Annotated in this window: 1 pseudogene; it reads right to left on the bottom strand. The window is 45.1% G+C overall.

Annotated features, from left to right (window positions below):
- Window positions 1–224, bottom strand: a pseudogene (locus tag ACYVTD_RS19245) (L-threonylcarbamoyladenylate synthase); the annotation flags it as partial.

The raw sequence follows: 224 nt of genomic DNA, 5'->3' as shown, positions 1-224 counted from the left end.
CTCTCCGCCGTCAAGAATAATATCCAAGCCTTCAATATCGTCAAGTTCCCAACCGCTTTCAAAAAGTTCTTCTTCGGGGATAGGCGGCAGTTCCGTATCTGTTTCCTCCGCATGACGGGTATCCGAATCATTACCGCTCGCCATGCTTTTTTTTGCCGTTATTGAATAAAGCGGAGATTTAAGCGTTTCAATTAACCTGATTGGAATAGGATGAGCAGGGATAC

The organism is Treponema sp. R6D11 (assembly GCF_054786075.1).
Note: the sequence above shows the minus strand (reverse complement) of the source record. Positions and strands in the feature narration are given on the sequence as shown.